Annotated in this window: 26 protein-coding genes; 15 read left to right on the top strand and 11 right to left on the bottom strand. The window is 61.3% G+C overall.

Annotation, left to right across the window (positions count from 1 at the left end):
- Nucleotides 1-68: 68 nt before the first annotated feature.
- The gene (locus tag GOX88_RS09950) at nucleotides 69-857 is read right to left on the bottom strand and encodes an exodeoxyribonuclease III (protein ID WP_170401016.1); all 789 of its coding nucleotides are present in this window, start codon (nucleotides 855-857) and stop codon (nucleotides 69-71) included.
- 223 nt (nucleotides 858-1080) lie between these two features.
- Between GOX88_RS09950 and GOX88_RS09955 the strand changes: the two genes are divergently transcribed.
- The gene (locus tag GOX88_RS09955; protein ID WP_170401017.1) at nucleotides 1081-1536 is read left to right on the top strand and encodes a hypothetical protein; all 456 of its coding nucleotides are present in this window, start codon (nucleotides 1081-1083) and stop codon (nucleotides 1534-1536) included.
- 180 nt (nucleotides 1537-1716) lie between these two features.
- On the opposite strand, the gene GOX88_RS09960 is transcribed toward GOX88_RS09955, so the two are convergent.
- Nucleotides 1717-2403, bottom strand: a complete 687-nt coding sequence (locus GOX88_RS09960; protein ID WP_170401018.1) for a response regulator transcription factor — start codon at nucleotides 2401-2403, stop codon at nucleotides 1717-1719.
- Between the two features lie 161 nt (nucleotides 2404-2564).
- Here GOX88_RS09960 and ribA point away from each other — a divergent pair, with 161 nt between their 5' ends.
- Together ribA and GOX88_RS09970 are read left to right on the top strand one after the other, a co-directional pair.
- Complete coding sequence (gene ribA, locus GOX88_RS09965; protein WP_170401019.1) at nucleotides 2565-3659, top strand: GTP cyclohydrolase II; 1095 nt, start codon at nucleotides 2565-2567, stop codon at nucleotides 3657-3659.
- On the top strand, nucleotides 3656-4156 hold the full coding sequence (locus GOX88_RS09970; protein WP_170401020.1) for a L,D-transpeptidase family protein: 501 nt from the start codon (nucleotides 3656-3658) through the stop codon (nucleotides 4154-4156). The genes ribA and GOX88_RS09970 overlap by 4 nt, the downstream gene beginning before the upstream one ends.
- Here the strand turns inward: GOX88_RS09970 and GOX88_RS09975 are convergent.
- Together GOX88_RS09975 and GOX88_RS09980 are read right to left on the bottom strand one after the other, a co-directional pair.
- Nucleotides 4140-4799, bottom strand: a complete 660-nt coding sequence (locus GOX88_RS09975; RefSeq protein ID WP_170401021.1) for a YggS family pyridoxal phosphate-dependent enzyme — start codon at nucleotides 4797-4799, stop codon at nucleotides 4140-4142. The two genes, GOX88_RS09970 and GOX88_RS09975, sit on opposite strands and share 17 nt — an antisense overlap.
- 103 nt (nucleotides 4800-4902) lie before the next feature.
- Nucleotides 4903-5922 carry a porin gene (locus GOX88_RS09980; RefSeq protein WP_170401022.1) on the bottom strand — a complete coding sequence of 340 codons (1020 nt, stop codon included), beginning with the start codon at nucleotides 5920-5922 and terminating at the stop codon, nucleotides 4903-4905.
- Between the two features lie 283 nt (nucleotides 5923-6205).
- Here GOX88_RS09980 and GOX88_RS09985 point away from each other — a divergent pair, with 283 nt between their 5' ends.
- The 4 genes from GOX88_RS09985 (at nucleotide 6206) to holA (ending at nucleotide 10804) form a co-directional block, all read left to right on the top strand.
- Nucleotides 6206-6691 carry a DUF3576 domain-containing protein gene (locus tag GOX88_RS09985; RefSeq protein WP_170401023.1) on the top strand — a complete coding sequence of 162 codons (486 nt, stop codon included), beginning with the start codon at nucleotides 6206-6208 and terminating at the stop codon, nucleotides 6689-6691.
- Nucleotides 6692-6763: 72 nt separating this feature from the next.
- Nucleotides 6764-9301, top strand: coding sequence for a leucine--tRNA ligase (gene leuS, locus GOX88_RS09990; RefSeq protein ID WP_170401024.1), 2538 nt, complete (start codon nucleotides 6764-6766; stop codon nucleotides 9299-9301).
- The gene (lptE, locus tag GOX88_RS09995) at nucleotides 9288-9779 is read left to right on the top strand and encodes an LPS assembly lipoprotein LptE (RefSeq protein ID WP_170401025.1); all 492 of its coding nucleotides are present in this window, start codon (nucleotides 9288-9290) and stop codon (nucleotides 9777-9779) included. Before leuS ends, lptE begins: the two co-directional genes overlap by 14 nt.
- Nucleotides 9776-10804 carry a DNA polymerase III subunit delta gene (holA, locus tag GOX88_RS10000; protein WP_170401026.1) on the top strand — a complete coding sequence of 343 codons (1029 nt, stop codon included), beginning with the start codon at nucleotides 9776-9778 and terminating at the stop codon, nucleotides 10802-10804. Before lptE ends, holA begins: the two co-directional genes overlap by 4 nt.
- Here holA and GOX88_RS10005 read toward each other — a convergent pair.
- Complete coding sequence (locus GOX88_RS10005; protein WP_170401027.1) at nucleotides 10796-11980, bottom strand: TIGR03862 family flavoprotein; 1185 nt, start codon at nucleotides 11978-11980, stop codon at nucleotides 10796-10798. The two genes, holA and GOX88_RS10005, sit on opposite strands and share 9 nt — an antisense overlap.
- A 48-nt stretch (nucleotides 11981-12028) precedes the next feature.
- On the opposite strand from GOX88_RS10005, the gene GOX88_RS10010 reads away from it, so the two are divergent.
- Nucleotides 12029-12325: an HNH endonuclease gene (locus GOX88_RS10010; RefSeq protein WP_170401028.1), complete on the top strand. Its 297-nt coding sequence runs from the start codon at nucleotides 12029-12031 to the stop codon at nucleotides 12323-12325.
- Here the strand turns inward: GOX88_RS10010 and GOX88_RS10015 are convergent, their stop codons facing one another.
- The 3 genes from GOX88_RS10015 to GOX88_RS10025 are packed head-to-tail and all read right to left on the bottom strand — an operon-like array spanning nucleotide 12326 to nucleotide 14408.
- Nucleotides 12326-13063, bottom strand: a complete 738-nt coding sequence (locus GOX88_RS10015) for a VOC family protein (protein WP_170401029.1) — start codon at nucleotides 13061-13063, stop codon at nucleotides 12326-12328.
- Complete coding sequence (locus tag GOX88_RS10020) at nucleotides 13060-13668, bottom strand: enoyl-CoA hydratase/isomerase family protein (protein WP_170401030.1); 609 nt, start codon at nucleotides 13666-13668, stop codon at nucleotides 13060-13062. Before GOX88_RS10020 ends, GOX88_RS10015 begins: the two co-directional genes overlap by 4 nt.
- Nucleotides 13665-14408 (bottom strand): SDR family oxidoreductase, encoded by a 744-nt coding sequence (locus GOX88_RS10025; RefSeq protein ID WP_170401477.1) that lies wholly within the window; start codon nucleotides 14406-14408, stop codon nucleotides 13665-13667. Before GOX88_RS10025 ends, GOX88_RS10020 begins: the two co-directional genes overlap by 4 nt.
- 139 nt (nucleotides 14409-14547) lie before the next feature.
- Here GOX88_RS10025 and GOX88_RS10030 point away from each other — a divergent pair, with 139 nt between their 5' ends.
- The 5 genes from GOX88_RS10030 (at nucleotide 14548) to lpxK (ending at nucleotide 20577) form a co-directional block, all read left to right on the top strand.
- Entirely contained in the window at nucleotides 14548-16071 is a 1524-nt protein-coding gene (locus GOX88_RS10030; protein WP_170401031.1) for a DUF2125 domain-containing protein, read from the top strand.
- A 155-nt stretch (nucleotides 16072-16226) separates the two neighbouring features.
- Entirely contained in the window at nucleotides 16227-17573 is a 1347-nt protein-coding gene (locus tag GOX88_RS10035; protein WP_170401032.1) for a TldD/PmbA family protein, read from the top strand.
- Nucleotides 17560-18360, top strand: a complete 801-nt coding sequence (locus GOX88_RS10040) for an inositol monophosphatase family protein (RefSeq protein WP_170401033.1) — start codon at nucleotides 17560-17562, stop codon at nucleotides 18358-18360. The genes GOX88_RS10035 and GOX88_RS10040 overlap by 14 nt, the downstream gene beginning before the upstream one ends.
- Nucleotides 18357-19592 (top strand): 3-deoxy-D-manno-octulosonic acid transferase, encoded by a 1236-nt coding sequence (locus GOX88_RS10045; RefSeq protein WP_170401034.1) that lies wholly within the window; start codon nucleotides 18357-18359, stop codon nucleotides 19590-19592. Before GOX88_RS10040 ends, GOX88_RS10045 begins: the two co-directional genes overlap by 4 nt.
- Nucleotides 19579-20577, top strand: coding sequence for a tetraacyldisaccharide 4'-kinase (lpxK, locus tag GOX88_RS10050; protein ID WP_170401480.1), 999 nt, complete (start codon nucleotides 19579-19581; stop codon nucleotides 20575-20577). The genes GOX88_RS10045 and lpxK overlap by 14 nt, the downstream gene beginning before the upstream one ends.
- Nucleotides 20578-20616: 39 nt before the next feature.
- On the opposite strand, the gene GOX88_RS10055 is transcribed toward lpxK, so the two are convergent.
- Nucleotides 20617-21279, bottom strand: a complete 663-nt coding sequence (locus tag GOX88_RS10055; protein WP_170401035.1) for a DsbA family protein — start codon at nucleotides 21277-21279, stop codon at nucleotides 20617-20619.
- Between the two features lie 14 nt (nucleotides 21280-21293).
- Complete coding sequence (locus GOX88_RS10060; protein ID WP_170401036.1) at nucleotides 21294-21800, bottom strand: DUF721 domain-containing protein; 507 nt, start codon at nucleotides 21798-21800, stop codon at nucleotides 21294-21296.
- An 81-nt stretch (nucleotides 21801-21881) separates the two neighbouring features.
- Here GOX88_RS10060 and mutY point away from each other — a divergent pair, with 81 nt between their 5' ends.
- Both mutY and GOX88_RS10070 read left to right on the top strand, forming a co-directional pair.
- Complete coding sequence (gene mutY / locus GOX88_RS10065; RefSeq protein ID WP_254436274.1) at nucleotides 21882-22937, top strand: A/G-specific adenine glycosylase; 1056 nt, start codon at nucleotides 21882-21884, stop codon at nucleotides 22935-22937.
- A 59-nt stretch (nucleotides 22938-22996) separates the two neighbouring features.
- A complete protein-coding gene (locus GOX88_RS10070; protein ID WP_170401037.1) occupies nucleotides 22997-24133 on the top strand; it encodes an alkane 1-monooxygenase in 1137 nt (378 codons plus the stop codon).
- 78 nt (nucleotides 24134-24211) lie between these two features.
- Here GOX88_RS10070 and GOX88_RS10075 read toward each other — a convergent pair whose 3' ends face one another.
- Nucleotides 24212-25600, bottom strand: coding sequence for an adenylate/guanylate cyclase domain-containing protein (locus GOX88_RS10075; RefSeq protein WP_170401038.1), 1389 nt, complete (start codon nucleotides 25598-25600; stop codon nucleotides 24212-24214).
- Nucleotides 25601-25710 lie beyond the last annotated feature (110 nt).

The raw sequence follows: 25710 nt of genomic DNA on the forward strand, positions 1-25710 counted from the left end.
CTCTCCGGTTCGAACTTGCGCCCTATATGCAACCGCTGGCTGCGGAAACCAAGGGCAGAGTTTAGGGGTCACAGGTCGAATGTCGCAAAAACGGGGGCGTGGTCGCTGGGTTTCTCCCACCCGCGCGCGTCGCGCAGGATACGACTGGAATGGCCCGCGTTGGAAATGTCAGGCGTGGCCCAGACGTGATCCAGCCGCCGTCCCTTATCCGCCGCGTCCCAATCGCGGGCGCGATAGGACCACCAGCTGTAAAGCTGCCCTTCGGGGATGTCCTGGCGCGTGATATCTACCCAGCCGCCCGCGTCCTGCGTCTCGGCCAATTGTTCAACCTCGATCGGTGTGTGCGACACCACCTTGAGCAGCTGTTTGTGCGACCACACGTCATCCTCACGCGGAGCGATGTTCAGGTCGCCGACCAGAATCGATTTCTCGGGCTTTTCCGCATGGAACCAGTCGCGCATGTCGGTGAGGTAATCGAGCTTTTGGCCGAACTTCTCATTCACCTCGCGATCCGGTACGTCACCGCCTGCGGGGACGTAGAAGTTGTGGATGGTAACACCATTCTCCAGCCGCCCAGCGATGTGGCGCGCGTGACCAAGACCGGCGAAATCCTTGTCACCCACCTCTTCCATCGGCAGGCGCGACAGGATGGCGACGCCGTTATAACCCTTCTGGCCCCGCGCAACCATGTGGGTGTAGCCCAGTTCCGCAAACCCCTCCGTGGGGATCTTTTCGACCGGCGACTTGCACTCTTGCAGACACAGAACATCCGGCGCCTCTTCCTGCAGCAGTTTCAGCACGATGGGCTCGCGCAGGCGGACCGAGTTGATGTTCCAGGTGGCAAGGGTAAAGGGCATGGGGGATTCCTCTGTCGCGGTTGGCGCAGACTAGCGTGACGTTTCGCCCGGCACCATGGGAAATGACAGAGACAATTGTGTTTTGAAATCCACACCGCGGCGAGCGCTTGGACCGCGATTTCTTCTATATGGAGCGTAGATGAAATTGCCTTTATGTATCAACGCCCGCATAGAAATCGAAGTCTCCGCCCCCAACATCTATGGAAAGAATATGGAGGAGATCATGACCAACTTTAAGACACTTGGCGCCGCCGCTCTGGCCAGCACCTTTGCTTTTGCCACCCTTGCGGCCGCCGAAAACGCACCCGACCTGCGCGGGATCTGGAATGGCACCCACACAGTTGCCGCCCTGCCCAACGAACACAGCGACGGGGCACCGCGTTTCAATCAGTCCGAATGGGTTCTGGAGATAAAAGAACAACAGGACAATGCATTCTGGGGTACCAGCAAATGGAGCCGCATCGGTTCGGATCGTTGGAACGAAGGTCAGGTGACCGGAACAATCAGCCGGGATGGTTCAGGTACGATTGCCATGGTCGAAAGTCGCACTGGCGAAGACCGCAAAGTGAACGGTCTGATTGATGCCACCTTTGAAGATGGCAAAATCTATGCTGATTTCCGCAGCCTCCGCAGTGGCATGACCTACGGCACTATCCTGGAGAAAGATGGAACCAGTTAACCTTTTCCCCGAGGTGGCAGATTTGCTTTCTCGTCAAAGAATTTAAAGAAAAAAAAGCCGGGCCATCAGGCCCGGCAGTCCAACAGGGAGGTGCATGTCATAACCCGGACATGCGCGGGTTGGGAGCAATCTAATTACACATCCAGAGTATCACTTTGATCCACGTCAATCCACAACCAGTTAAGAGACGAGCCTATATCCACCCGATTCTGTGACCAAAAGGCGCGCATTGGACGGATCGGGCTCAATCTTCTGGCGCAGGCGATAGATGTGCGTTTCAAGTGTGTGGGTGGTGACACCGGCGTTATATCCCCAGACCTCATGCAGCAGCACGTCGCGGGCAACCACGCCATCGGTCGAGCGGTACAGGAACTTGAGAATATTGGTTTCTTTCTCGGTCAGGCGGATTTTGCGATCGTCTTCGGTGATCAGCATCTTCATCGCAGGCTTGAAGGTATAGGGCCCCAGAACGAACACCGCGTCCTCGGACTGTTCGTGCTGTCTCAGCTGCGCCCGGATACGGGCCAGCAGGACCGGGAATTTGAACGGTTTCGAGACATAATCGTTGGCGCCCGCATCCAGACCCAGGATGGTATCCGCGTCGCTGTCATGGCCGGTCAGCATCAGAATCGGGCTTTTGACGCCCTGCTTGCGCATCAGGCGGCACAGCTCGCGCCCGTCGGTATCCGGCAGTCCAACGTCCAGAATGACCAGATCGTAGATCGCTTCGCGCGCGCGCTCCATCGCGGATGCCCCGTCTTGGGCTTCGAACACGTCGAAATCCTCGGTCATCACAAGTTGCTCGCTGAGCGCCTCGCGCAGATCTTCGTCGTCATCCACCAGCAGGATTTTCTTGAGCTGAGCCATGTCCGGTCCTCCTAAGCCTTTTCCACCACTTGCGCGCGGAAGATGCAATCAACAAGGTTTGCTGCAACGGTTTCACGCCCTCGTGTCTGACGCAGAGGAAATGTTTCACATTTCCGTCTTATCAGGCTACAGGAAGGCCGGATGGTTACAGGGTAACACAGATGAGTCTTGTCCCGGATATTTCAGAATTGCTGGCGCGGGCCCGCGCGGACCTGCGCATGGGGGTCCCGGTTGCCCTGACCGATGACAGCGGATTCAGTGTGCTGGCCGTTGCCACCGAAACGCTGAGCGCCCAGCGGCTTGCGGATCTGCGTGGCCTTGGCGGCGAGCCGGTCGTCGCCGTCACCGTGCGCCGGGCCGAGACGCTGAAGGCGCGGGCCTATGATGGCGATCTGGCGCGGGTGATCATTCCGGCCGACGCGGATATTGCATGGGTTCAGGCCGTGGCCGATCCCTCGGACGATCTGAACGCTCCGATGAAGGGTCCCCTGATGACAGAACGTCAGGGCCACGCCAACCTGCACCGCATTGCCATCGCCCTGACCAAATCGGCGCGCCTGTTGCCTGCGGCGGTTGTTCTGCCCATCGAGGACGGGCACAGTTTTGCGGCGGCACATGGGCTGACATGTATCGACCACACTCGCGCTGCGCCGCATCTGGCCGATCGCAGCGAACTGCACGCGGTGGTCGCCGCCCGCCTGCCGATGGAAGTGTCCGAAGCCGGGCGACTGCACGTATTCCGCCCCGACGATGGCGGCGAAGAGCATTACGCCGTCGAAATCGGCCGCCCGGATCGTGACAAACCGGTTTTGGCGCGGCTGCATTCGGCCTGTTTCACCGGCGACCTGATGGGCAGCCTGAAATGCGATTGCGGTCCTCAGTTGCGGGGCGCGCTGGCGCAGATGGGCTCGGAAGGGGCCGGGGTTCTGCTGTATCTCAACCAAGAAGGGCGCGGGATCGGTCTGGCCAACAAGATGCGCGCCTATTTCCTGCAGGACCAGGGATTCGACACAGTCGAGGCCAATCACCGGCTAGGGTTCGAAGACGATGAGCGGGACTTCCGGCTGGGTTCGGACATTTTGAAATCGCTGGGATTCAGCTCGGTTCGGCTGCTGACCAATAACCCCGCAAAAATCGCGATGATGGAGAATACCGGCATCGCCGTGACCGAGCGTGTTCCGCTGAAAGTCGGCGAAACCGCCCATAACCGCGGATATCTGGCGACCAAGGCGGCGAAGTCAGGGCACCTGCTGTGACGCCGGATGATCTGGTGCTGACCCCGCGCGGTGTTCGGTTTGCCGGTCGGGTCTTTCCCAGTTCCATCGGCAAAGGCGGGCTGACCAATACCAAACGCGAAGGTGACGGTGCCACACCCTCTGGCGTGCATCATATCGTCGGTATGTTTTATCGGCCCGACCGGATTGCGAAGCCGGCTGAATGGGCGATTCCCATCGGCCCGCGCGACCTGTGGTCAGATGACGTCCGGGACGACGACTATAACCATCTGGTCACCGCGCCCTATGCCTTCAGCCATGAAAAGCTACGCCGCGCCGATCCGCTGTATGATCTGGTGCTGATCACCGACTGGAACTGGCCCAATGCCGTGCCCGGTCGCGGATCGGCGATCTTCATTCACCAGTGGCGGCGCCCCGGCTATCCGACCGAGGGCTGCGTTGCCTTCCGTCGCGACCACCTGCATTGGATCGCGGGCAAGGTGTCTCTGGGCGCGCGGCTGATTATTCCTGAGGCTTGACCCGCTCTCCGAATATGGCAGACCCGACGCGCACATGGGTTGCCCCAAGCGCAATGGCCTGTTCGAAGTCGCCGCTCATGCCCATTGAAAGGCCCTGAAGACCGTTGCGCTCGGCGATCTTGGCCAGCAGGGCAAAATGCAGCGCGGGTTCTTCGTCGACCGGCGGGATGCACATCAACCCCTGAACCGGCAGGTCCAGGTCACGACATTCTTTAATGAAGTCGTCGGCATCAACAGGCAGGATACCGGCCTTTTGCGCCTCTTCCCCGGTGTTGACCTGAATGAACAGGTCCGGGCAGGTGCCGACCTCTTGCGCCAGTCGGGCCAGCGTCTTGGCCAGCTTGGGCCGGTCGACGGAATGGATGGTGCTGAACAACTCCATCGCCTGCCGGGCCTTGTTGGTTTGCAGCGGACCGATAAGGTGCAGATCGACATCCGGGAACTGCGCAGTAAACCCCGGCCATTTGCCCGCAGCCTCTTGCACCCGGTTTTCCCCGAAACACCGATGCCCCTGATCCAGAACGGCCTGCACACGCGCGTCCGGCTGCACTTTGGAGACCGCGATCAATTTGACGGTCCCTGCGGCCCGCCCGGCGGCGGTTTCGGCTTTTGCGATACGGGCAGTGATATCTTGCAGCGACATTGGATTCCTCAATCTGCTTTGAGCGCAGGAAAACACCATGTCGGCGCAAAAGAAAAGGGCAGGTCCGAAGACCTGCCCTAAAACCTTGCGGTTTCAGATCAACTTAGAAGTTGAACTGAGCACCGAAGTCAGCAACGATCGACGAGTCCGTGCAGATGTCGCAGTCGTTTACGCCGATACCACCGCGCAGCGATGCACCGCCACCCAGGTCGTAGATGGCACCCAGAGCAACCTGCTGCAGGTCAGCGTCTGCGTTACCGTCACCGTAGGTGAACAGCAGGGTGGTTGCGGCGCCCAGGTTGTAGGAAGCCGACAGACCCCATGCGGTGCCGTCAGTCAAAGCAACTTCGGTTGCGTCGTCTGCAACAAACAGAGTACCGCCGAAGTCGCCCCATTCGCCACCCAGGGTCAGAACGGTCAGGCTTGGATCGCTTACACCGGCAACACCGGAGTCGGTCTGACCGTATGCAATTGCAGCAGTGATGTTGTTGAAGGTGTAAGTCGCGCTCACGTCCCAACGGTCGGCGTCAACAGTCGTACCACCACCCGGGAACAGGGTCCGCTGGTCATACGATGCGCCAAAGGCGAAGTCGCCAACTGCGTACTGGAAGAACACAGCGTTCGCACCCGAACCGGTCGAGGAGTACGCCAGGAAGTCGTAGTTAACGCCCGAGTACTGACCTGCGAACAGTTCCAGACCAACTTCGTTACCGTAGTAGTTTGCCAGGTTGTCGAACGAACCTGCTACGTTGCCGGCGTCAACACGCAGACCACCGTAGATGACCGAGAAACGTGCGCCGTTCAGGCCAGCCGAGTTGGCTTCGCCGGTGCCGCTGTCTTCGTCGGCTTGCAGACGAACACGGCCTTCAAAGCGAACGCCACCGTCGGTTTCGGTGAAACCGTCAATGTTCAGACGGAAGCGCGAGACCAGGATCGCGTCGTCGGTTTGTGGGTTGTTTACGTTGACTGCACCGCCTGTGGTGGTGGTGGTGGTGAGGATCGAACGATCTTCAACATAGCCAATACCAAAACGACCGTAACCGCTCAGATTTACACCGGACTCAGCCGCGGCCATACCGGCAGTTGCGATCAGAGCGGTCGATGCGAAGAGAACTTTTTTCATCTTGTTTCCCTCGGTTTCAAAAGTTTTTCTACTCGACACATGCCTCAGCACATGTCTCAGCACGGGAACCGTTTCGCTCTTTTTGCCCCTGACGCGCAAGCTTGGCATAAATGAATTGTCCGCATTGGAAGAAAATTGGTGCAAGGATGCCACAGTCCGTTTTCCACACCGGACCGACGCTCAACCCACGTAAAAGCGACAATAATAGGGTTGTTGCTGAACGGGTCCTTGTCTAGGAGTAACGTCAGACAACGTAGACCCAAGTGAACAGGACCAGTCGACAATGCGCCTGCAGACGATTTTCGGTTTGATCATAATGACTGCTGCCGTGTCGGCTTGCGGAGAGAATCGGGGGGCGTCGCCCAATCCGAACGTTGTCGCCACGGGCGGCAATTCTGATGAACAAGAGTTCAACGATCCGGATCGTTCGACCATTTGGGATTTGTTCGGCGACCGAAATTCCGAGCAGATCACAAATGTGAATCGTTACTTGTGGGCTGCTTCGCTTGATGTGCTGGATTTCCTGCCCGTGCAGGAGGTCGACCCGTTTACCGGCGTGATCGTAACGGGTTACGGCACACCTCCGGGTGGCGGGCGCCAGTATCGCGCGACCGTACATATCAGTGACCCGGCGCTGGCGGCGCGCTCTTTGTCGGTGTCTCTGCAGACCAGCGGCGGCGCTCCGGTCAGCGCGGCAACAGCGCGGGCGATCGAAGATGCCATCCTGTCCCGCGCCCGTCAGTTGCGCATTGCGGACAACAAGCTCTAGCCAGCCGCAGAAAATCACAATATTACCACGCCGGGTTCACGCCCGGCGTTTTCATTCACGAAGGACCGCACGATGTCTCGCTACTCGGCCAATGAAATCGAAGCAAAATGGCAAGAGGCCTGGGACAAGGCCGGAATCTTCACTGCCAATCGCAAGGCGGACAAGCCGAAATATTATGTGCTTGAGATGTTCCCCTACCCCTCGGGGCGAATCCATATGGGGCATGTGCGCAACTATACGATGGGCGACGTAATCGCGCGGCACAAGCTGGCGACCGGCCACAACGTGCTGCATCCGATGGGCTGGGACGCGTTCGGGATGCCTGCGGAAAATGCCGCGATGGCCATTGGCGGCCACCCCAAAGACTGGACCTATGGCAACATCGCCGACATGCGTGGGCAGATGAAGCCGCTGGGGCTGTCGATCGACTGGTCCCGTGAATTTGCCACCTGTGACCCGGAATATTACGGCCAGCAGCAAGCGCTGTTCCTGGACATGCTTGAGGCCGGGCTGGTTTACCGCAAGAACGCCGTAGTGAACTGGGACCCGGTCGATATGACCGTTCTGGCGAACGAACAAGTGGAGAACGGGCGCGGTTGGCGCTCGGGAGCGCTGGTGGAACGCCGCGAGCTGACACAATGGTTCTTCAAGATCTCGGACTATTCCGAAGAGCTGCTGGATGCACTGGACACGCTGGAAAACTGGCCCGCCAAGGTGCGCCTGATGCAGGAAAACTGGATCGGCAAGTCGCGCGGCCTGCAATTCGGTTTTGAACGTACCAATGGCGGTGAACCGATCACCGTCTATACGACTCGCCCCGACACGCTGCTGGGCGCGTCCTTTGTAGGTATCTCGCCGGACCACCCGATTGCCAAGCAGCTTGAGGCCGAAGACCCCAAAGTTGCCGAATTCGTGGCTGAATGCCGCAAGGGCGGCACCACCGAAGAGGCAATCGAGACCGCCGAAAAGCTGGGCTATGACACTGGTATCAAAGTCAAACACCCGCTGGACCCGAACTGGGAACTGCCGGTCTGGATCGCGAACTTCATCCTGATGGATTACGGCACTGGCGCAATCTTTGCCTGCCCGGCACATGACCAGCGCGATCTCGATTTCTGCCGCAAATACGGGCTGCCGGTGGTAGATACCTTCTTTGGGCTGGACGATGACACTCCGGTCGACAAGATCGCCTTTGTCCCGCCGAAAACTGAAAAAGTCCGCTGGGTGAACCATTTCGCGGGCCTGACCGAGGCGACAGGCGACGAGGCTATCAACGCCACCGTGGATTTTGCCGAAAAGGCAGGCTGGGGCGAAGGCGTCACCAAATACCGCCTGCGGGACTGGGGCCTGTCCCGCCAGCGCTATTGGGGTTGCCCGATTCCCGTTGTCCATTGCGACAGCTGCGGTGTGGTGCCCGAGAAGAAAGAGAACCTGCCGGTCCGCCTGCCCGATGATGTCACCTTTGACAAGCCGGGCAACCCGCTGGACCGTCACCCGACCTGGCGCGACTGTTCCTGCCCGAACTGCGGCGCCCCGGCCAAGCGCGAAACCGACACGATGGATACGTTTGTCGATTCGTCGTGGTATTTCGCCCGCTTCACCGCCCCGCACGCCGAAACACCCACCGATCTGGCCGAGGCCGAATACTGGATGAATGTGGACCAGTATATCGGCGGCATCGAGCACGCGATTCTGCACCTGCTTTATTCCCGCTTCTTCGCGCGAGCGATGAACATCACGGGCCATCTGCCGAAAAAAGCCATCGAACCGTTCGATGCGCTGTTCACCCAAGGCATGGTGACCCACGAGATTTACCAGACCCGCGACGACAACGGCCGCCCGGTCTATCACCTGCCCGAGGACGTGACCGACGGCAAACTGGCAGACGGCACCGAGGTCGAGATCATCCCTTCGGCCAAGATGTCGAAATCCAAGAAGAACGTGGTCGACCCGGTCAGCATTATCTCGGCGTTCGGTGCCGACACCGCGCGCTGGTTCGTGCTGTCCGATTCGCCGCCCGAGCGCGATGTGGAATGGACCGCATCCGGGGCCGAGGCCGCCTATAAGCATCTCAACCGGGTGTGGAACCTCTGCGACAAGATCGGGGCCATGAACCCCGCAGCCGAAGGGGAAGGCGATCAAGAGCTTTTGCGCGAGATGCACAAGACCATCCACGACGTAACCCTCGGCGTTGAGAGCTTTGGCTTCAACGCAGCGATCGCGAAACTCTACGCCTTCACCAATACGCTGGCAAAATCCAAAGCTGGCGCTGCGGCGCAAAAGCAGGCAATAAAAACGCTGGCACAGCTGATGTCGCCGATGACGCCGCACCTTGCGGAAGATATCTGGGCACATCAAGGCGGCGAAGGCTTGGTGGCGGTAGCCCCATGGCCCGTTGCGGATGAGGCGATGCTTGTCGACGATACCGTCACTCTGCCGATCCAGATCAACGGCAAGCGCCGCGCGGAAATCAGCGTGGCCAAGGATTTGGCCAAGGACGAGGTTGAAAAAATCGCGCTCAGCACCGAAGCTGTGCAAAAGGCGCTGGACGGTAATGCGCCGAAGAAGGTGATTGTTGTCCCGGGCCGGATCGTAAATGTCGTTGTTTAACCGCAGAACCCTGTTGTTGATGCCGTTGGCTCTTGCAGCCTGCGGCTTTGAACCGGTTTACGCGCCCGGGGGTTCGGGCGCGGCCCTGAATGGTCAGGTCGCTGTGTCGGCCCCCAATTCGGTCGACAGCTATATGCTGGTCCAGAATCTGGAGCAGCGTCTGGGGCGCAGCGCTACTTCGGGCAACGAATATAATCTGGATGTGAACGTATCTACCGCGTTCCGCGCGGCGGCTATCACCACAACGAACGAGACCAATCGCTATACCATCGAAGGCAGCGCGAATTACGCGCTCAGATCGAATGCGACCGGTCAGGTCATTGCATCCGGCACGGTGAACAATTTTGTCGGCTATTCGGCCGCCGGATCGACCGTATCCACCTTGGCAGATGAACGCGACGCCAGAGAACGGCTGATGGTGATTCTATCGGATCAGATCATAGCCGAGCTCTACGCCGCGCCGGGTCTTGGTACATGAAGCTCAGCCCGCGCGAGGCTGAGGGGTATTTCGCCCGACCAGACGCCGACAAGGCCGGGCTGCTGATCTATGGCGCGGATGCGATGCGCGTCGCGCTAAAGCGGCAGCAGGTTCTGGCCGCCCTGCTGGGTCCCACTGCCGAAGAGGAAATGCGCCTGACCCGTATGCCGGGCTCGGATCTGCGCGGCGACCCGGCGCTGCTGCTGGACGCGGTCAAGGCGGTGGGGTTCTTCCCCGGCCCGCGCGCCGTTTTTGTCGAAGACACCACCGATGTGGCCGCCCCCGCGATTCTTGCCGCGTTCGAGGACTGGGCACCGGGCGACGCCCAGATCATCGTCACCGCCGGGCAACTGAAAGCCAGCTCGAAAATCCGCAAGGCATTCGAAGCGCACCCAGCGGCCTATGCGGTCGGCATTTACGACGATCCTCCCTCGCGTGGCGAGGTCGAGCGGATTCTGACCGAGGCCGGGGTGCAGAAGATTCCCCGCGATTCGATGTCGGCAATCACTGAGCTGGCCACCGGGATCAGCCCCGGAGATTTTGCGCAGACCATTGAAAAACTCTCTCTCTACAAACGCGGTGACAGTTCAGAGCTGACCATCGAGGATATCGAAGCCTGCGCGCCCCGTTCGACCGAGGCGGCGCTGGACGATGTCTTGAATGTGGTGGCCGAAGGCCGCGCGGGCGAGATCGGCCCGCTGATCCGGCGTCTGCAATCGCAGGGCACCAATGCGGTCACTCTCTGCATCGGAGCAACCCGGCATTTCCGGACTTTGTACACCTGCGCGTCCGACCCGGGCGGAGCGGCGCAGGGAATCGGCAAGCTGCGGCCGCCGGTTTACGGCAAACGCCGCGACCGGATTCTGCGGCAGGCGCAGGGCTGGGGCGCGCCGAAACTGCAAACGGCTCTGACCGTCCTTACCGATACCGACCTGTCGCTGCGGTCGGCGGGTCAGACCGCCCCCGCGATGGCGCTGGTCGAACGCGCGATGATTCGTCTGGCGATGCTGGCCCGGTCACGCTGAGCGGTTCACCCACTCTGCTGCAGATCGCCCGGCCCATCTCCCGGTCGCCATGCAGGCTGTCAGCAGATAGCCCCCGGTCGGGGCCTCCCAATCCAGCATCTCACCGGCGCAGAACACGCCCGGCAGCGCGGTCAGCATCAAACCATCGTCCAATGCGGATTGCCTGACACCACCTGCCGTTGAAATGGCTTCATCCATCGGACGCAATCCCGCGTGGTGGATCGGGAGGTGTTTCAGGGCATCACGCCATTGCGCCTTCGGTAAGGCGCTGGCCTTGGTCATCTCGTGAAACAGCGCAACCTTCTGTGGCGGCAGGCCGAGCGACTTTTTCAACCATTGCGACAGCGTTGTCTTGGATTTCTTCGAAGACAAACGGGCCTTTAGAACCTCAGCGTCCAAATCAGGCAGCAGATCCACAAAAAGAGGCGCCCCGCCACGCAAGGTCGGGGTCAGAGTGTACAACCCTCCGCCTTCGAGGCCTTTTGCCGATATCGTGGCTTCACCCCGGCTTTCCAGATCTCCAGCCATCCAGCGCACCGACTTCAAAGCCGCGCCGAAATGGGGCTGCATATGAGGGCTCCAATCGACCGATAAGGCTGAGTTCGAAGGTGCAAACGGCGCAAGGTCTACACCTTTCTCCCGCAAGGTTTGCGCCCACTGGCCATCTGACCCAAGCCGCGCCCAACTGGCTCCGCCCAGCGCAAGGATTGTGATGTCCGGCGTGATACTTCTCTGATCGTCAGGAGTTTCGAACACGAGGGCATTTCCATCCCAACCCAACCAACGCCAGTGGGTTTTGACCTGCACGCCAGTGCCCTCAAGCCGCCTCAGCCAGGCGCGCAACAAAGGCGAGGCTTTCATGACCGTGGGAAACACCCGCCCGGTCGAGCCCGTGAACAATTCTTGCCCCAAACCCTGCGCCCAGCCCTGCACTGCGGTGGCGTCAAACGCGGCAACCATCGGGCGCAGCCAGCCTGACGCGTCACCATAGGCCTGCAGCAGGGTCTCGAACGGCTCGTCCCTGGTCAGGTTCAGACCCGACTTTCCGGCCATCAGAAACTTGCGCGCGACCGAAGGTTTAGCTTCGGCCACCAGAACATCGCGGCCAGCAGCGGCAAGCTCCTCAGCCGCCATCAGGCCTGCGGGTCCGGCTCCGATAACCACTGCCTGCGCCATACCCGTCCTCTTGCTTTCCACGCCATCCGGCGCAAATTAGTCTCTGCCATGCCGACCAGCGACCCGATCTGCCCGCTCTGTGACCGCCCCATCCCGGATGGGGACGGCAGCCTGCACCATCTGATCCCAAAACTCAAAGGGGGCAAGGGCGGACCCACGGTTTTGCTGCACATAATCTGCCACAAAGAGGTTCACGCTACCCTGTCCGAAGCCGAACTGGCGCGCGCGTTCAACACGGTCGAGGCCCTGCGCGCCCACCCGCGGTTGGAGAAATTCCTGAATTGGGTCCGCAAACGCCCACCCGGATTTCGCTCGAAAGTGCCGGGCAAACGGCGTGGTCGGTGATCAGGCTGGCCGCACCGGGTCGCCAAAGGCATCGCGGAGGGATTCCGTCAACCCCTGAACCTCCAGCCCGCGATAATCCGGTGCCGGTGCGAATTGCGCCCCGGCAAGATGTTGAAATTCCAAAGTGGTATAGGGGCGTTTCCACAACCATTCCCGGTTCTCAACCGCCCAGAGGTCCGCATTCGGCGGTTCCTCATCGGTGAAGGCATAGAAATGCAGATCGAACCCGTATTGGGCCACATCCTGCACCGACAAAAGGCGCATTCCCTGCGCGCGGCAGAACGCGTCCTCGGCGGCGATATCCCCGGTGCGCAAGGTGATCTGGCCGATACAGGCATGGGCGAACGGGTCGCCCGGATCGGCGGCATTTTCGGGGCGGTTGCCCTGGAAGTCATGCTGTAGCAGCTCGATCACAAACCCTTCGGGGTCTTTCAGGTGGCACATATAGCCTATGTCGAGAAACTGTTTCGGGTCCGAGACCTCAACCCCTTTCTGGCGCAGATACGCGACAGCCAGATCGACATCCGGCACGGTGACGCCGATCTTCCAATACCTCTGCCCACCGTCATGGGTATAACCGCCGCCGCCCGGCATCAGCAGCAAGTCCGCATCCTGCCCGCCATAGCCAACGCGGCGGTTCGGCCCCTGCGCCCGGCCGGTCATGCCCAGAACATCCGCATAAAACGCGGTCAGCCGGTCCGGATTGGCAACACGGAGCAAAACAGCAGACAATCTCATCGGCACATCCCTGCGATTCCGGCGGCAATCCGGGGGTCGGCGGCCAGACTGTCCGCCACCAGTTCATGCGCCGTTTGCATCAACCTGTCGGGGTCAACCACGCGATCGACCAGACCGAAGGTATAGGCCTCATCGGCAGTGATCTTCTGCCCGGACATCAAAATCATCTTGGTACGCGACGGTCCGATCAACGCGGCCATCCGCACCGGGTCCGACGGTTGCGGCAGAAAGCCCAGCTTCATCACAGGATAGAAGAACTTTGCCTGCGGCACTGCGATCCGAATGTCACAGGCCAGCGCCATCCCGTTGGCCCCGCCCGCAAGTGTTCCGTTCAAGGCGGCAACCGTCAGGCACGGCAGAGCGGCGATCGCACCCGAAAGCCTCTCCCACACATCCGAGGTCGCCAGTCCGGCGCGTGCCTCGTCCAGATCGGCCCCGGCGCTGAACACCTTGCCCGTACCTGTCAGGATCACAGCGCGGGCCTCGGTCGCGGCCTCGGCAATCTCGGCCAGCTCGGTCAGCATCGCCCCGGTCAATGCGTTGGCTTTTTGCGGGTTGTTCAGCGTGACGGTCCACAACCCGTCGTCTTTGGTCAGTTCGATCACGTCAGACCTACCCTTTTCCGGATATCCTCGCGCCGCAGCGAGATTTCGGTGCCCAAAAACTCATCCGCATCCGGGCTGCACATCCACAGCAGAGCCCGCGCCGGCCAGTCGGCGGGGATGTGATCGCTCCAATCCAGCTGGCTGACCGCGTTGATGCCACTGGCCTTGATGACGCGCTGCATGTCGGTGGCCACTGTGCCCGGCGACAGGCCCATAGCGCGGATGCCGTGGATCGACTCCTCAAGATGCAGGCATTCGGTCAGCATCTTGGCCCCCGCCTTGGAGGCGCAATAATGGCTCCAGGCCTCGATCGGGTTGGACGCGGCCCCCGAGGACACCGTGATCACCGTGCCCCCGCCTGCGGCGCGCATGACGGGCAAAGCCGCACGCATCCCGTAGAAAACGCCCTTGAGGTTGATATCGATGGCCGCGCTCCAGGCCGCGACATCGGCATTGGACAGATGGAAGATCGGGTCGATGACGCCCGCATTTCCGATCAGAACGTCCAACCCGCCGAACCGGTCGACACAATCCGCAACCGCCTGTTCGACCTGTGCGAAATCACTGACGTCGCATTGCAGCGCGATCGCGTTTTCGCCCAGCGCGTCAGCCAGCGCCCCGATCTGTTCACGATTGCGTGCGACCAGCGCCACATTCGCACCGGCTGCGGCAAATACGCGCCCCGCCTCGGCACCGATGCCGCGACTGGCCCCTGTTATCAGTACAGTTTTCCCCTGCATATGACCCCTGTAGCTCCGTTGTTTTGAGATTGTGTGAATCTCTACCGCGCCAACGGGGAACGGGTCCAGCCCTTGCCCCTTGACGCCCGGGGCCGCAGACACGACGATGCCCGCAAAATTGATCAAGAAGGGTTCTCAAATGTCCGTTTTCGTTCGTCGCAGTTGCGGCGCAGTCTTGGCTTATGCCGTCATCACCCAGGGTGCACTTGCCGATGTCACCGCACAGCAGGTTTGGAATGACTGGCAGGCCTACCTGACACAGATGGGATACACGGTTTCGGCCGAACAATCCGTATCGGGCAATGTGACCACCATCTCGGATATGAGCGTGGCCATGACGGTTCCGGACAGCGAAGGAGCATTCCAGGTCACCGTACCGCAAATGACCCTGACCGAAAACGGCGACGGCACGGTCAGCATCGACCTGCCTGAAAACTTCCCCATGACCGTAACGGGCGAGGAAGCGGACGAGGCGTTTGCCGTCGACATCGAGTATTATCACAAGGGTCTTGAAATGGTCGTCTCGGGCGATCCGGACGACATGACCTATGACTATTCCGCGCCAACTCTGGGCGTGAAGCTGGGCGGCCTGACGGTTGACGGAGAATCCGCACCCGAAGACCTTCTGGATATGGATTTCGAACTGAGCAACCTTGCGGGCAGTTCGCGGATGAAAATCGGTGAAAACCGCGAGGTCGATCAGAAATTTACTGCTGATGGGCTGACCTATGACCTCATGTTCAACGATCCGGAAGGGTCGGATGACGGCAAGATCGTCGGATCGATGGACAAACTGGCCTTTGAAGGCCTCAGCGTGATCCCGTCGGATTTCGATGGCTCGGACCCCGCTAGCTTTTTCCAGGGCGACACCTCGTTTTCGGGCCTGTTCACCTATGGCTCGGGGAACACCGCCATTGACGGGACCAGCGAAGGTCAGGCGTTCTCGATGGGCAGCGAATCCCAGGGCGGCCGGTTCGGGGCCAGCCTGGACGAACAGCGCCTTGCCTATGACATCGAGCAGAACAACGCGAAACTGGCGGTCACCACCGCTGACCTGCCGTTCCCGATTGAAATCGCGATGGCCAAGACCGGCGTGAGCTTTGAGTTCCCGCTGAAGCAATCCGAGGAGGAGCAGCCCTTTGGTTTCGCCATAAACCTGACGGATTTCACCATGTCGGACGTGTTGTGGAGCATTTTCGACCCGGCCGGAGCGCTGCCGCGTGACCCCGCGACCATCGCGCTGGACACCACCGGCACCGCCAAAATCCTGACCAATTTCTTCGATCCGGCTTCGATCGAAGAGTTGGAGGAATCCGGTGACGCACCGGGTGAGCTGAACTCGCTGAAAATCAACGAATTGCTGGTTTCTCTGGTCGGCGCAAAGCTGACGGGTGACGCGGACTTTACTTTCGACAATTCGAACACCGAAGAGTTCGACGGAATGCCCGCACCGGCGGGCGTGGCGAACCTGCAGCTGGTGGGGGCCAATGCGCTGATCGACAAGCTGATCGGCATGGGTCTGCTTCAGGAAAGCGACGCGATGGGTGCCCGAATGATGATGGGCCTGATGGCGGTACCGGGGGATGAGCCCGACACGCTGAACTCGAAAATCGAATTCACCAAAGACGGCCAGATCCTGGCCAATGGTCAACGCATCAAGTGATGATCATGCGGCGGGGCGGATATTCTGCCCCGCCTGCCCCCCCTGTGTCCTGGCCCGAGCGCCACTCACCCTAAAATGCATCCTCCAATACAACCGCAGGTCTTGCGGGTCGGGCGGTCCAAGGCTAGGTCCAATGGGTAAAGACCGGAGGCCGCATGACCCGTACACCCGAAGAGATCAGCCAAGCCCTGTTGGGCGCAGCCCGCACAGCCGGGGCGGATGCGGCGGATGCCATCGTGATCGACGGCTCTTCTGTCTCGGTCGAGGTGCGGGGCGGCGCGCTGGAACATGCCGAACGCTCGGAAGGCACCGATTTGGGCCTGCGGGTGTTCCTGGGCCAGCGACAGGCGATTGTCTCCAGCTCGGACAGTCGGCCTGAGACCCTGACCGCGATGGCCGAACGCGCCGTGGCCATGGCGCGCGAAGCGCCCGAGGACCCGTTCACCGGTCTGGCCGATGCGGACCAGTTGGCCAACGGCTGGGACCTGCCCGCGCTGGAACTGTTCGACCCGGCCCCGGAACCGGCGGCCGAGGATTTGAAGCGCGACGCGCTGGAGGCCGAGGCCGCCGCGCTGGCGGTTCAGGGGGTTTCGCAGGTTTCCGACGCGTCGGCGGGGTATGGCACCCATCGCGTGCATCTGGCGGCGACCAACGGCTTTTCCGGCGGCTACGCCCGCAGCAGCCGCTCGACCTCTTGCGTGGCGATCTCGGGCGAAGGCACCGGGATGGAGCGCGATTATGACGGTGACAGCCGCACCTTCCAAAGCGACCTGCGCAACCCCGAGGAAATCGGCCGTACCGCAGGCGAACGTGCCGTGTCACTGGTGGGCGCGCAAAAGCCAGCAACCGGAACCTTTCCGGTGCTGTTTGACGAACGCATTTCATCCTCGCTGATCGGTCACCTGCTGGGGGCCAGCAACGGGGCCGCCATCGCGCGGGGTGCCTCTTGGCTAAAGGATTGTCTGGGCGAACAGGTATTGCCCGAACACCTGTCGCTGATCGAAGACCCGCACCGCCCGCGTATCGCAGGCTCGCGCCCCTTCGATGCCGAGGGTCTGGCGACCCGGCGTCGTGCGATTGTTGAAAACGGCATTCTGACCGGCTGGACCCTGGACCTGTCCAGCGCGCGAAAGCTGGAGATGAAATCAACCGGCAACGCAGCACGCGGCGTATCCGGGCCGCCATCGCCAAGCAACTGGAACCTGAGCCTGACGCAAGGCACTCAAAGCCGCGAAGACCTGCTGCGCGACATGGGCACCGGGCTGCTGGTGACCTCGATGATCGGCTCCACCATCAACCCCAACACGGGCGATTATTCGCGCGGCGCCTCGGGGTTCTGGGTGGAAAACGGTGAGATCACGCATCCGGTCAATGAATGCACCATCGCGGGCAATCTGCGCGACATGCTGAAACGGATCATCCCGGCAAACGATGCGCGGCCCTACCTGTCGCGGGTAGTGCCCTCGGTGCTGATCGAAGGAATGACGCTTGCCGGCAACTGACCTGCCCCTTTTGATCGACGCCGCGTTAGAGGCCGGAAAGATCGCCACCCGATACTCGGGCGCCACGGCACAGCGTTGGGACAAGCCCGACGGCGCGGGCCCGGTGACCGAGGCCGATCTGGCGGTCAATGCCATGCTGGAACAGCGCCTGCCCTCGGCCCGGCCCGGCTATGGCTGGCTGAGCGAAGAGACCGAGGATTCCACCGCCCGGCTGACCCGCGACCGCGTGTTCATCATCGATCCGATCGACGGCACCCGCAGCTTTGCCGAAGGGTCCCGCACCTGGGCGCATTCGCTTGCCGTCGCCGAAGGGGGCGAAGTCACCGCTGCGGTGATTTACCTGCCACAGCGCGATCTGCTTTTTGCCGCCGCCAAAGGCGAAGGCGCGACCCTGAACGGAGCGGCAATCCGGGTGTCCGGCGTCTCGGATATTAGATCGGCCGAGATTCTGGCGGCCAAGCCCAATCTGGACCCGCGCCATTGGTTGCAAGGTCAGGTGCCCGAGTTCAAACGGGTCTATCGCCCCTCACTGGCCTATCGCATGGCCACAGTCGGCCAGGGTCGGTTTGACGGGATGCTGACGCTGCGCCCCAGCTGGGAATGGGATATTGCAGCCGGAGACCTGATAATCCGCGAGGCGGGCGGCACCTGTTCGGACCGGTTGGGCCAGCCCCTGCGGTTCAACAACCCCCATCCACGTCTGAACGGCGTGATCGCGGCGGGTCCGTTGCTGCACGATGCCCTGCGCGCCCAGCTTGACCCGGACAGCGCCGGTATTCGCCCATGAGCAAGCCGCGCTCTCTCAGCCTGGCCGCGTATCGGGTGCTGTCCTGGGGCGTGCCCAACACGGCAAACCGGCCCGACCAGCCTCGCCCCGAAGGTGAGCTGATCTGGGTTCATATCAGCGTTCAGAACCGCCAGCGTGCGGTGACCGATTTCTGCCGCAGGCTACAACTGGCCCGCCCGTCCCTGAACGTGTTGCTGACGGCCCCGCCCGAGGCCGATCTGCGCCGCTGGGATCAGGGTGACTATCCGCTGGTAAACCTGCCTTTGGAACAGACCGGTGCCGCGCGGGCGTTTCTGGATCACTGGCGCCCCGATATCGGCCTCTGGGTCGGGGGCGGGCTGATGCCCAACGTCATCACCCGTGCCGAGGAACGCGGCATTCCCCTGATCCTGATCGAGGCGCAGATCGACATCAAGATCGCGCGCGGGGCACGATGGCTACCGGATATCACCCGCTATACGCTGGACTGTTTCCAATCGATCCTGACCAAGACATCCGAGACGGCCCGCACGATCCGCCGCCTTGGTGTTGCCTCGGACAAGGTCGGCGAATCCCCTCCCCTGCATGTCAGTCCGAACCCGAGGCCCTGGCCCGAAGACGAGTTGATCGAAACCAATCATGCCTTGGCGGGCCGACTGGTCTGGCTTGCCGCCTGCGTATTGGACAAAGAGTTCATCTCGGTTCTCAGTGCCCATCGTCAGGCGATGCGGATGCTCCCCCGGTTGACGCTGGTCCTGCATGTGGCGGACATGGCCGAAGCCGGACCGTTGCACCAGCGCCTGGAATCCATGGACCTGCGCTGCGCCAACTGGGATGCCGACGGGCAGATCGAAGACACCACACAGGTCATCCTGTCGGCGGAACACGAAGACCTGGGTCTGTGGCACCGGATATCGCCTGTCACGTTCATGGGCAGTTCGATGGAGCGCGGTGCGGGCGGGCACGATCCGCTTGTTGCAGCAGCCCTCGGGTCGTCCATCATCCACGGGCCGTTTGTGCATCGTCATCAGCAGATATACGATCAGCTGGATCGCGCCGGGGCCGCACGCGTTGTCAGGACCGCAACCGAGCTGGGCGACGCCGTGGTTGAAATGCTGTCGCCGGACCGCGCTGCGGACATGGCACTGGCGGGGTGGCAGATCGTATCCGAGGGCGCGCCACAAACGGATCGGCTAATCGACATGGTGCAGGACTGCCTGGATCAGCGGGGGACAGATGATGCGCGCACCTGATTTCTGGAACACCGCCCCCGATCGGCTGGACCTGCGAGCCAGGTTGCTGGCGCCGCTGGGACGCATCTATGCGGCCGCAACCGCGCGCCGGGTTACCTCGGAGGCCGGTATCAAACCGGGCGTTCCGGTGATCTGCATCGGTAATCTGAACGCGGGTGGCACCGGCAAGACCCCCACCGTTATCTGGATGATCGAACGGTTGCGCGACGCCTGGCACGAGACCCATGTGGTGACGCGTGGCCATGGCGGCTCATTGGACGGTCCCGTGCGCGTTGATCCCGCCAAACACACCGCCGCACAGGTCGGGGACGAGCCGCTGCTGCTGGCCGCCTTTGCCGAGGTCTGGGTCGCCAAGGACCGCGCCGCCGGGGCCAAAGCCGCGGCTGAGGCCGGGGCCACGGTGATCGTACTGGATGACGGGTTTCAGAACCCCTCGGTCGCTAAGGATTTCTCGATCATCGTGGTGGATGCGGCACGTGGTTTCGGCAATGGCCTATGCCTGCCCGCCGGCCCCTTGCGTGAACCCGTTGATGTCGGATTGCAACGCGCCGATCTGGTGCTGTCACTGGGGGATGCGGCGTCTCAGGCGCACTTCTCTGACCGCTGGGGCACAGCCCTGACGGTGCCCCATGTCACCGGTGAGGTGGCACCGTTGCAGACCGGTATGGATTGGGCCGACACGCCCGTTCTGGCCTTTGCAGGCATCGGGCATCCGGAAAAGTTCTTTCGCACCCTGCGCCAGCAAGGCGCGAAACTGCTGCGGGCCGAGGCGCTGGACGATCACCAGCCGCTGACCCCGGCCCTGATGGCACGTTTGGAAAACGAAGCCCGTCTTTTGGGTGCGCAGATGGTTACAACGGAAAAAGATGCCGTGCGCCTGCCTGCCGCATTCCGCAGCAAGGTCCTGACGCTGCCTGTTCGTCTGAAAGTGGAAGAGGCCGACGAGATCCGGCAGATGCTGCAGCAGATCGCCCCGTCGCCGTGATTGGCGACCGGCCCGGATTGAGCCGGTCGCACATGGCAGTTAGCTGCCCAGTTCTTCTTCGATCAGCTTCTTGAAATCGGCATAGGACATGTTGTCGACCTTCTTGCCGTTCACGATGAACGAAGGCGTTGCCTGAATGCCGTCACGCTCGGCGTTTTCCTGATACCAGGCCACCAGCGTCTGGGCACGGGTGCCGTCCTGCAGGCAGGCTTCAAGCTGGTCATTGTCGATGCCCGCCAGACGCCCGATCTTGCGCAGCTCGTCCACGATCTCGGCCGGGCCACCGGCTTTGACCCATTCGGACTGACCTTCGAAAATCAGGTCGGAGATGCCAAAGAACTTTTCGGGGCCACCGCAGCGCGCCACCAACGAGGCCCAAAGGCCGTAGCGGTCGAAATACACTTCGCGGTAGACGAACTTGACCTTGCCGGTGTCGATGAAATCCTTCTTCATCTGCTTAAACGCACCCTGATGGAAGGTGGCGCAATGCGGGCAGGTGTAGGAGGCATATTCGATGATCTCGACCGGCGCATCCTCGGCGCCCTGCACCATCTCGACGATGGTCGAGGTGTCCAGATCGGCTTCTTGCGCCTCGGCGCTGCCGATCAGCGGATAAGACGGAGAGGAATTTGACAGCGACAGCCAATAGCCGCCCGCGGCGATGGCGACGGCCGCGCAGATTCCAGTTGCAATACGGCTCATTTCTCAGCCCTTTCTCAGCGTTTTTGCTTGGATAAAACGTTACGGCCCAGACGTTCAAGGGCCGCGCGCAGATCACCGTCGTGAACGTCGCGTGCGGTCCGGCCTGCCTCGGCCTCGATCTCTGGGTCAATCTTGGGTTTCGCTGGTTTCGGCTTGTGGTCGAAACTGGCCTGCCCCTCGGCAAATCCAGTCGGAGCGGTCTGGGTGATGCGCACCCGGCTGATGGCGTTATAGCCATAAACCGCGTTCACCTTGCCGCGCAGCTGTTCCTTTTGCATCTCAAGCATCGGGGCCTGCGGGCCGGTGGTCAGAACGGTCAGCGTCGCCCCCATGCCTTCCCTGCCATAGCCCACCTTTACGGGCCGCGCGATCGATGCCAAATCCTGGCCCACGATCTCGGCCCAGTGGGTCAGCAGGCGCGACACGGCAAAGCCCCGGCTTTCCCCGGCGCGCCGAATCTGCCCGTTCAGCAATGTCGCGGTGCGTTTGAACCCGCGGGTCGAAGAACGTCTGCGCTGCATCTGGTTTCCAACTCCTGCGCCGCTATTGTAAAGGGCGTGACACCGGGCGCCAGCGAAACCCGACAGGGAGATAGATAAAACTTGCGTGACTCTCTTCAACAAGGCCTGAGCGGTTCTCTGCTGGACTGGTACGACCGCCACGCCCGCGAGATGCCCTGGCGTATCGGCCCGGCAGATCGGGTCGCAGGCGTGATGCCCGATCCCTATCGCGTCTGGCTGTCCGAGGTGATGCTGCAACAGACTACGGTGGCCGCCGTGCGCGACTATTTCACCCGCTTCACATCCCGCTGGCCCACGGTTCAGACACTGGCCGCCGCCCCGGACGATCAGGTCATGGGCGAATGGGCCGGGCTTGGCTACTACGCCCGCGCCCGCAACCTGCTGAAATGCGCGCGGGCGGTGACTGATGAGCATGACGGCACGTTCCCCGATACTTACGAGGCCCTGCTAAAATTGCCCGGCATCGGCCCCTATACCGCCGCCGCCATTTCGGCGATCGCCTTCGACCGCCCCGAGACGGTGCTGGATGGCAATGTCGAACGCGTCATGGCGCGGTTTTACGACATTCACGATCCCTTGCCCGGTTCCAAACCTCTGCTCAAGGACAAAGCCGCGGCGCTGACACCCGACACGCGACCCGGAGATTATGCGCAGGCGGTGATGGATCTGGGGGCCACGATCTGCACGCCGAAATCTCCGGCCTGCGGTATCTGCCCTGTCCGCGAACCCTGTCAGGCCCGCGCGGCCGGAACGCAGCCTGACCTGCCGCGCAAGACACCGAAAAAGCCCAAACCCACGCGCTACGGCCACGTCTATATCGCCCAAAACAACAACGGTGCCTTGCTGCTGGAACGTCGCCCCGACAAAGGGCTACTGGGCGGGATGCTGGGCTGGCCGGGCTCGGATTGGTCCGATACACCAGATGACTCACCCCCGTTTGAGGCGGATTGGCAAATGCTGACCGGCGAGGTGCGACACACATTCACACATTTCCACCTGATCCTGCGCATCTGGACGGCTCCGCTGCCTGCCGAAAGCGCGCCCGAAGGCCTGATTGTACTGGAAAAACACGCCTTCCGCCCCGGCGACCTGCCCACGGTGATGCGCAAGGCGCACAACCTCTGGCGCGACCGATAGTCCGTTGTGCACGCCAATGGACTGTGACTAGTCTATGCGCAATCGTTCGGAGCCCTCCCATGACCGCAAACCTGTCCCTGTCACGCTGGCAATCGGCACTGCCCTTCTGGATCTCATTCCTGCTGATCCCAGTGATCTGGGCCACGGCAATGGCCGGCGGCTGGTGGGTGCTGCTTGTCCCGATGTCGACATGGTGGGCCTTTGCCGTGTTGGACCGGTTCACCGGACTGGAGTTGAACAACGCCGACCCAAACACGCCAGACACCGTGCTACGCTGGTATATCCTGCTGACTAAAGCCTGGGTTCCGGTGCAGTTCCTAACCCTGTACGGGCTGATCTGGCTCACCACCCATACCGACCATCTGTCGACAGCGGCCAAGATCGGGCTGTTCTTCGGAATGGGCACGATTTCCGGCACCATCGGCATCAATTACAGCCACGAGCTGATGCACCAGAAAGGCCGGTTCGAGCGTTGGTTGGGCGATATCCTTCTGGCGATGGTGCTGTATTCGCATTTCCGCTCGGAACATCTGCTGGTGCATCACCGCTATGTCGGCACCCCACGCGATCCGGTCACGGCACGCTATAACGAAGGCTTCCACCGCTTCTACCCGCGCGTCCTGAGGCAATGCCTTGTCTCCGCCTTCCGGGCCGAGCGTGAAATGCTGGCCCGCAAAGGCCGTCCCTGGACCGATCGGTCCAACCCATTCTGGCGCTATTGGGCCCTGCAAGGCGTGATGCTGGCCCTTGCCTTTGCCATCGGGGGTCTACCCGGCCTCGCCCTGTTCCTGATCCAGGCAAGCACTGCCATCTGGCAGCTGGAACTGGTCAACTACGTCGAACATTACGGCCTGACCCGAAAACACTTGGGTGAGGGGAAATACGAACACGTCCTGCCACGCCATTCGTGGAATGCCTCGCAGAAGGCGTCGAACTGGCTGCTGATCAACCTGCAGCGCCATTCGGACCACCACTACAAACCCAACCGCCGGTTTCCGCTGCTGCAGCACCATTCCGAAGACACCGCCCCACAACTGCCCTATGGCTATCCGGTGATGACCATCGCTGCCATGATCCCGCCCCTCTGGCGCCGGGTCATGAACCCCCGCGTCCGCGCCTGGCGCCGCCAGTACTATCCCGAGGTCACGGACTGGGCGCCCTACAACAAGTCGCAAAACCCTTTGCCACGTACCTGACCGCAGCGCGCGCCAGCGCGCTGCCCGGCCCAACGATCCGCATTGCATCTCTGATGCAGGGCAGATCGACGGGAGCCCCTACCCCGTCATTACCCACACATCCATCGGGGCCTCTACCCCCCGGACCGCATGGTTTTCGTGTTTCTCGAATCCTGCCATCAGCTCAGATGCGCTGTGCCCCTCGTCCTGCAACTGGTCCCGCACCGCGTCGCTGATGATCACCTTGGCCTGAAACACCCGGGTCAGCGCCTCCAGCTTGGCGGCCACGTTCACCGCATCTCCGATCACCGCAAATTCCAGCCGGTTAGCGCCAATATCGCCCAGAACCACTGCGCCATAATGAACCCCGATTCCAACACGTATCTCAGGCTCGCCCGCCCGGCGGCGCTCAAGGTTCCAGCGGTCGATCACTGACGCCATTGACCGGGCACAGGCCACCGCGTTGCTGGCATCCTGAGGCGTTGGTACCGGCGTTCCGAATGTCGCCATCAGCCCGTCACCCAAATACTTGTCCAGCGTACCATGATGCCGGAATACCTCGGCCTCCATGCGGGCATGGAACCCGCGCAGAACCTCGATCACCTCATAAGGGTCACGCCCGGCGGTATATTTGGTGAACCCCACGATATCGATGAACAGAACCGCAATGTTCTCTTTGCGCACCTGTTTGAGCGGCTCGTCGTTCTGGCTCAGTTCGTCCACCACGTTGGGTGAAAAATACCGTGACAGGTTTGCTCGCTCCCTCTCCAACCCTGCATTGGTCATCAACAACCTGTTGAGCCGGCGCATTGAAATGCCAAGCGTCACGGCAACCATCATGAATACAATGACCTGCTGAATGCGCAGCTCAGGCATAAAACTGTTTGGGTTCAGCCATTCGGCGACATCCGGATAGCCGACCAAAGCCTCTGCCACCCGTTCGCTGATGCCGGGGATCGGCGTTGCTACCCACCAGGCGATCACCCAGCCCGCGGTCCACATCATCACGGTCCACGATCCGATCGCAATAACCGTCCGCCAGGAATAGGCCAGCGTGCCTGCTGCCAGAATGATGAAGAAATACTGGAAGTTGTCGAACCTGTACTGCATGGCCAGCGGCCGCACATCATCGCTAAACGGGTTGGGAACGATCATGCCCAATGTCATGATCAGCAAATCCGCAAAAATCAGCAAAAGCTCGGTACGCGATTGTCCCACACGCCCCGCCCGCCGGATCAGCCAGCCATTTGCACAGATCAGCAACAGGATGAAGTGATACCACATCACCTCCAATTGCGGGTTGAGGTAAACCAGCAGAACCGCAGTCAGGCCCATCGCGACCCACCGGGCGCGGACGGCAAGCTCCAGCCCTTCGCGCTTGTGCCGTTCCAGCGCGGCTTCGGTGTATTTGTTGTCCAGATCGTAATTGTCCGGGCGCGTCACCGAAAACCGTTCAAGGCGGGATTGGCTGGCTGTGGTATCCGACATCTCTGAGGCTCCTTCGCTGCGCCGCAGGATACAGAAGGTATGGATTGAAACCAGACGTTCGGAAAACAAAAGACCCCGCCGAAGTCGGCGGGGCAAGGCTTAGTGCCTTG

This window comes from Ruegeria arenilitoris (genome assembly GCF_013030985.1).
Taxonomy (GTDB): domain Bacteria; phylum Pseudomonadota; class Alphaproteobacteria; order Rhodobacterales; family Rhodobacteraceae; genus Ruegeria; species Ruegeria arenilitoris_B.